We start from the raw sequence: 5,476 nt of genomic DNA, 5'->3' as shown, positions 1-5,476 counted from the left end.
GACGAGGGCACCCCGACCGGGCAGACCCCGGTGGTCCCACCCCCGGGCCCCACGCCCTCCCCGGTGGTCGGGACGCCGGCGACCCCGTCGGCGCCGGCAGCCGGGACAGGGACACCCGCCGATCAGGACGACGAGCCCCAGACCGCCGCCGGGTGGCGGGGACGTCTGGGACGGGTGCTCCCCACGCGCCGGTCCGAGGACGCGGCGACCGGGCCCTCCAGGTCACCCGTCGAGCCGGGACGAGCCGGGAAGGGCGCCGGCGCTGCCGGTGAGGGCCCCGGGAGCGCTCCGGGCTCAGGCGCTGCGGGAACCCCTGCGGGACCTGCGCCGTTGACGTGGTCGACCCGTCCCCAGGCCGGGCAGAGCGCCTCGGCCGACGCCTGGCGCAAGGCCTGGGGGTTCGCGCCCGAGGCCGGTGCGGCCTCCTCGACCGAGGACTCCGCCTCCTCGACGAAGGACCCGGACGCCCGGGACGGAAGCAGCCGAGGGCGCCACGACGAGGACGAGGGAGGTGCGTCATGAGGTCACGAGCCACGGCGATCACGGGTGTGCTGGCGACCGGTCTCCTCCTCGTCGGCTGCAGCGCCCCCCTGCCCGAGCCCGAGCCTGAGGCGGCTCCCGCCGTACCGCCCCCTGCCCTCACCGCCACCCAGGTCGAGCGGATCCTCGCGGACGTCACCGCCGTGGTCGCCGAGGGGGACGAGGCGTACGACGCCGAGCTGCTCGGTCCGCGGGTCGCCGGGCCTGCCCTCGACCTGCGCACCGCCCAGTACGCCGAGGTCGAGGCGGGGGACGAGGGCGCCGTCACGGACATCCCGGCGGGCACCCAGACCGTGGTCGTCCCGAGCACGACGCAGTGGCCGCGAACGGTGATGGCCGTCACCGAGGCCCCCGAGGACCTCCGGGCTCCCTTGCTGGTGACGCTGGTGCAGGACGGCCCTCGGGCCCAGTTCGAGCTGTGGTCCTGGGTGCGCCTGTTCCCCGGGGCGCAGATGCCCCCGACCAACCAACCTGAGCTCGGCAGCGCCGAGGTCGACCCCGAGACTCTGCTCCTGGCCCCCGAGGCCGTGATCGAGGGCTACGTCTCCCTGCTCGACGGTGACGCGGAGGGCGAGGCGGCTCAGGTCTTCGCCGAGGAGGACGACCCGCTCCGCGCGCAGATCGCCGCGGTCCGAGCCGGGTACGAGGGGCTCGTGGTCGACAAGGGCACGCTCACCGAGACCTACGAGCCCGGTGCCGACGGGGTCCAGGTCATCGGCACAGCCGAGGGGGGTGCCATCGTGGTGGGGTCCGTCCGGACCAGCACGACGATCACCCTCGAGGACAGCACCGTGAATCTCGGGGGCGAGACCGCCGCGCTGCTCGGCCAGGAGGTCGTCGCGGAGAACCTCGCGATCGACTGGACCAGCACCGTCGCCTTCGCCGTCCCGCCCGCAGGCTCGGAGGAGCCCGTGCAGGTGCTCGGCGCCGAGCACACCCTGACCGAGGTCACCGGCGAGTGACCGATCCGCAGCCCCGAACCAGGAGCGAGAGATGAGCCAGCAGCCCGTAGGGAACCAGCCCCGCCTCGACGTGCGTGGAGCCGTCGACCTGTCGGGCCTCGGCCGCACGCCGGCCCCGGCCCCTGGTGGTCCTCCCACCGGCGGCGGCGCCGCGACCCCCGGCTACGTCATCGACGTGACCGAGGCGAGCTTCGCCGACGTCGTGCAGCAGTCGGTGCAGGTGCCCGTGGTCTTCGTCCTGTGGGCGGCGTGGAGCGAGGTCGCGGCTGAGGTGGTCAAGGACCTCGTCGCGCTGGCGGACGAGTTCGAGGGGAGGTTCTTGCTCGCGCGGGTCGATTCCGAGGCGAGCCCGCAGATCGCGCAGGCCTTCCAGGCGCAGTCGGTGCCGAGCGTCGTCGCCGTCCTCAAGGGGCAGCCCGTCCCGCTCTTCCAGGGGCAGGTCTCGACCGAGGACGTGCGGGCGGTGCTCACGCAGCTGCTCGAGGCGGCGGCGGCCAACGGCGTGACCGGGCGGGTCGAGGCCGGGCCGGTCGAGCCCGAGCCCGAGGAGCCGGCCGAGCCGCCGTTGCCCCCGTTGCACCAGGCCGCCTACGACGCGATCGAGAGGGACGACCTGGACGCGGCGGCCGCCGCCTACGACCAGGCCCTCCTCGAGGACCCGCGTGATGACATGGCCCGTGCCGGTCGCGCTCAGGTCGAGCTGCTGCGCCGGACGCAGGGTGTCGACCTCGCGGCCGTGCGCTCCGCCGCGGCGGACGCCCCTCGGGACGTCGAGGCGCAGCTCGCCGTCGCCGACCTCGACGTGCTCGGTGGGAAGGTCGAGGACGCCTTCGTCCGCCTGGTGGACCTCGTCCGCGTCACGGCGGGGGAGGAGCGTGAGGCCGTGCGTGTGCGCCTGGTCGAGCTCTTCGGCGTCGTGGGTGATGAGGACCCGCGCGTGATGGCTGCCCGACGGTCGTTGGCCAGCGCCCTGTACTGACCAGCGCCCTCCTCGCACCCGTCGCGCTGATCTGCGGCGGGGCTCAGCTCGAGAGCATCGTGCCCGGCCCGCGTGAGCGAGCCGGGCACGATCGTGTCAGGAGGTCGCCTCGGCCTCCGGGGTGAGGACCAGGACACCGAAGGGCGGGACCCGCAGGAGGGCCGACCAGCGCTGGGCGTGCAGCGGCGTCGCCTCGGCCTCGACCTGCCCGAGGTTCCCCACCCCGCTGCCCCCGTAGGTCTCGGCATCGGTGTTGAGGGCCTCGCGCCACACGCCGCCCGTAGGAAGGCCGACCCGGTAGCCCTCGTGCGGGGTCCCGGCGAAGTTCACGATGACGACCGCGCTACGGCCCTCACCGTCGCGGCGGATGTAGGAGAGCACGTTGTGCGCGGCGTCCTGCGCGTCGATCCACTCGAAGCCCGCAGGGTCTCCGTCGAGCCGCCACAGGGCGGGCTCGGAGCGGTAGAGCTCGTTGAGGTCGGTCACGAGGCGGGAGATGCCCGCGTGGGTCGGGTCCTCGAGCAGGTGCCAGTCCAGGCCGCGGCCCTCGGCCCACTCCGAGGACTGGCCGAACTCCCCACCCATGAAGAGCAGCTGCTTGCCCGGGTGGGTCCACTGGTACCCCAGCAGGGTCCGCAGGCCAGCAGCCTGCTGCCAGCGGTCGCCGGGCATCTTGCCCAGGAGCGAGCCCTTGCCGTGCACCACCTCGTCGTGGGAGAGCGGGAGCGCGAAGTGCTCGGAGAAGGCGTAGACGAGGGAGAACGTGACCTCGTGATGGTGGTAGCGGCGGTTGATCGGCTCCTCCGCGAGGTAGCGGAGGGTGTCGTTCATCCAGCCCATGTTCCACTTCAGGCCGAAGCCCAGACCCCCGTCGGTCGTCGCGCTGGTGACCCCGGGCCAGGCGGTGGACTCCTCGGCGATCATCATGATCCCGGGGGTGCGCCGGTACGCGGTCGCGTTGGCCTCCTGGATGAACTGGATCGCTTCGAGGTTCTCCCGCCCGCCGTGGATGTTCGGGCGCCACTGCCCGTGGCTGCGGGAGTAGTCGAGGTAGAGCATCGAGGCGACCGCGTCGACCCGCAGGCCGTCGATGTGGAACTCCTCGAGCCAGTAGGTCGCGTTCGCCACGAGGAAGTTCCGGACCTCGTTGCGCCCGAAGTTGAACACGTAGGTCCCCCAGTCGGGCTGCTCGCCCAGCAGGGGGTCGGGGTGCTCGTAGAGGGGGCTGCCGTCGAAGCGTCCCAGAGCCCACTCGTCCTTGGGGAAGTGCGCAGGGACCCAGTCGAGGATGACGCCGATGCCAGCCTGGTGGAGCCGGTCCACGAGGTGGCGGAAGTCGTCCGGGTGCCCGAACCGTGAGGTCGGCGCGTAGTACGAGCTCACCTGGTAGCCCCAGGAGCCGCCGAAGGGGTGCTCCGCCACGGGAAGCAGCTCGACGTGGGTGAAGCCGAGCGAGGTGACGTACTCGGTGAGCTGGTCGGCCAGCTCGCGGTAGCTCAGGCCGGGGCGCCAGGACGCCAGGTGCACCTCGTAGACGCTCATCGGGCCCTGGTGCGGGTCGCCCTCGCTGCGTCGCGCGAGCCAGTCCTCGTCGTGCCACGTGTGGTCCGAGGCCACGACGACCGAGGCGGTCGCCGGGGGTACCTCGGTGCCGCGGGCCATCGGGTCCGCCTTCTGACGCCAGGAACCGTCCTGGCTGAGGATCTCGAACTTGTACCGTGCGCCGGCACCCACGCCAGGCACGAACAGCTCCCAGACCCCGGTGCTGCCCAGGGCGCGCATCGCGTGCGGGGTGCCCTGCCAGTGGTTGAAGTCGCCCACCACCCGCACCGCGCGGGCGTTCGGGGCCCAGACGGCGAACCCGGTGCCCTGCACCTCGCCGAGCACGCTCGGGTAGCTCCGCAGGTTCGCGCCGAGGACGGTCCACAGCTCCTCGTGGCGCCCCTCGGCGACGAGGTGCAGGTCCATCTCGCCCAGGGTGGGCAGGAACCGGTACGGGTCGTCGCCGGTGGTGACGACCTCGCCGTAGGTCACGTGCAGCCGGTAGTCGGGGATCTCGTCGCGCTCGAGCACGCAGACCCACACCCCGCCGTGCTCGTGCTGGGCGGGGTGCTCGCCCTCGGTGGTGACCACCGTGACGGCGTCCGCGAGGGGCCGCAGCGCGCGGATGGTCACCCTCGCGGAGCCGGCGGCGTCGGTGTCGAGGTGGGCGCCGAGGACGCGGTGCGGGTCCCAGTGGGTGCCCGCGACCACGGCATCGAGCTCCTCGTGGCTGATCGGCCGAGGGCCCCCTGGCGCAGGGGTCCCGGAGGTCAGGTCGGTCACGGCGGCAGGCGGTGCGCCCGTGGTCGCCGAGGTCGGTGGGGTGGACGGCGTCTCGGGGGGCCTCATGTGCCCACCCTGCCACGGTGGGCATCGCCCCGCACGGCTGGCGAGGGGCGGTTCGCCCGCCCGCTGCTCAGCCGGTCGCGCCCAGGAGCCGGTCGACGGCGTCGAGGGGGATGTGCACCCAGTCGGGGCGGTTGCGCGACTCGTACACGACCTCGTAGAGCGCCTTGTCGAGCTCGAGGGCGCGCAGGAGCTGGACGGTCGTGCCGCTCGCCGTGCTGCCCTCGCCCGCGGCGTCGAGGTACCCGGCGACGAGCCGCTCCCGCGCCCGCGTCGACCACTGCGGGTCCTCGGCGCCGCCCACGGCGGCGGCGTAGTCGACAGAGCGGAGCATCCCGGCGAGGTCGCGCAGCGCGAGGTCGGGCCGGGTGCGCTCGGCGGCAGGCGCCTGGGGCTCGCCCTCGAAGTCCAGGACGCGCCATCCTTCGGGGGCGTGCAGGACCTGCCCCAGGTGGTAGTCACCGTGCACCCGCTGGAGCGGAGGCAGGTCCTCGAGCAGGGCGACCCCCTCAATGAGCTCGGCCACGCGGTCGGCGCGCGCCGCGAGGACGGGGGCGTCGCGCAGGGCCGTCGAGGCACGGGAGGCCAGGGCGGCGGCCACCCGTCG

At 73.7% G+C, this 5,476-nt stretch carries 5 protein-coding genes; 3 read left to right on the top strand and 2 right to left on the bottom strand.

What is annotated here, in order from left to right; genetic code table 11:
• The first annotated feature begins 330 nt into the window (after positions 1-330).
• The 3 genes from L0B03_RS13360 to L0B03_RS13350 are packed head-to-tail and all read left to right on the top strand — an operon-like array spanning position 331 to position 2,481.
• Entirely contained in the window at positions 331-522 is a 192-nt protein-coding gene (locus L0B03_RS13360; protein ID WP_250446570.1) for a hypothetical protein, read from the top strand.
• Positions 519-1,502 carry a hypothetical protein gene (locus L0B03_RS13355; RefSeq protein ID WP_250446568.1) on the top strand — a complete coding sequence of 328 codons (984 nt, stop codon included), beginning with the start codon at positions 519-521 and terminating at the stop codon, positions 1,500-1,502. The genes L0B03_RS13360 and L0B03_RS13355 overlap by 4 nt, the downstream gene beginning before the upstream one ends.
• Positions 1,503-1,533: 31 nt before the next feature.
• Positions 1,534-2,481, top strand: coding sequence for a co-chaperone YbbN (locus L0B03_RS13350; protein ID WP_250446566.1), 948 nt, complete (start codon positions 1,534-1,536; stop codon positions 2,479-2,481).
• Between the two features lie 96 nt (positions 2,482-2,577).
• Here L0B03_RS13350 and glgB read toward each other — a convergent pair whose 3' ends face one another.
• Together glgB and L0B03_RS19370 are read right to left on the bottom strand one after the other, a co-directional pair.
• Complete coding sequence (gene glgB / locus L0B03_RS13345) at positions 2,578-4,872, bottom strand: 1,4-alpha-glucan branching protein GlgB (RefSeq protein WP_284501794.1); 2,295 nt, start codon at positions 4,870-4,872, stop codon at positions 2,578-2,580.
• A gap of 67 nt (positions 4,873-4,939) precedes the next feature.
• On the bottom strand, positions 4,940-5,476 hold a 537-nt coding region (locus L0B03_RS19370; RefSeq protein ID WP_284501793.1), incomplete at its 5' end, for a phosphotransferase.

The organism is Actinotalea sp. C106, assembly GCF_023630195.1.
Lineage (GTDB): Bacteria > Actinomycetota > Actinomycetes > Actinomycetales > Cellulomonadaceae > Actinotalea.
This window is presented reverse-complemented; position numbering and strand designations above follow the sequence as displayed.

What these genes read in the sequence shown, in the direction of transcription:
- L0B03_RS13355 (WP_250446568.1), top strand. Translation starts at nt 519, where the DNA reads ATGAGGTCACGAGCCACGGCGATCACGGGTGTGCTGGCGACCGGTCTC.
- glgB (WP_284501794.1), bottom strand. Translation starts at nt 4,872, where the DNA reads ATGAGGCCCCCCGAGACGCCGTCCACCCCACCGACCTCGGCGACCACG.
- L0B03_RS13350 (WP_250446566.1), top strand. Translation starts at nt 1,534, where the DNA reads ATGAGCCAGCAGCCCGTAGGGAACCAGCCCCGCCTCGACGTGCGTGGA.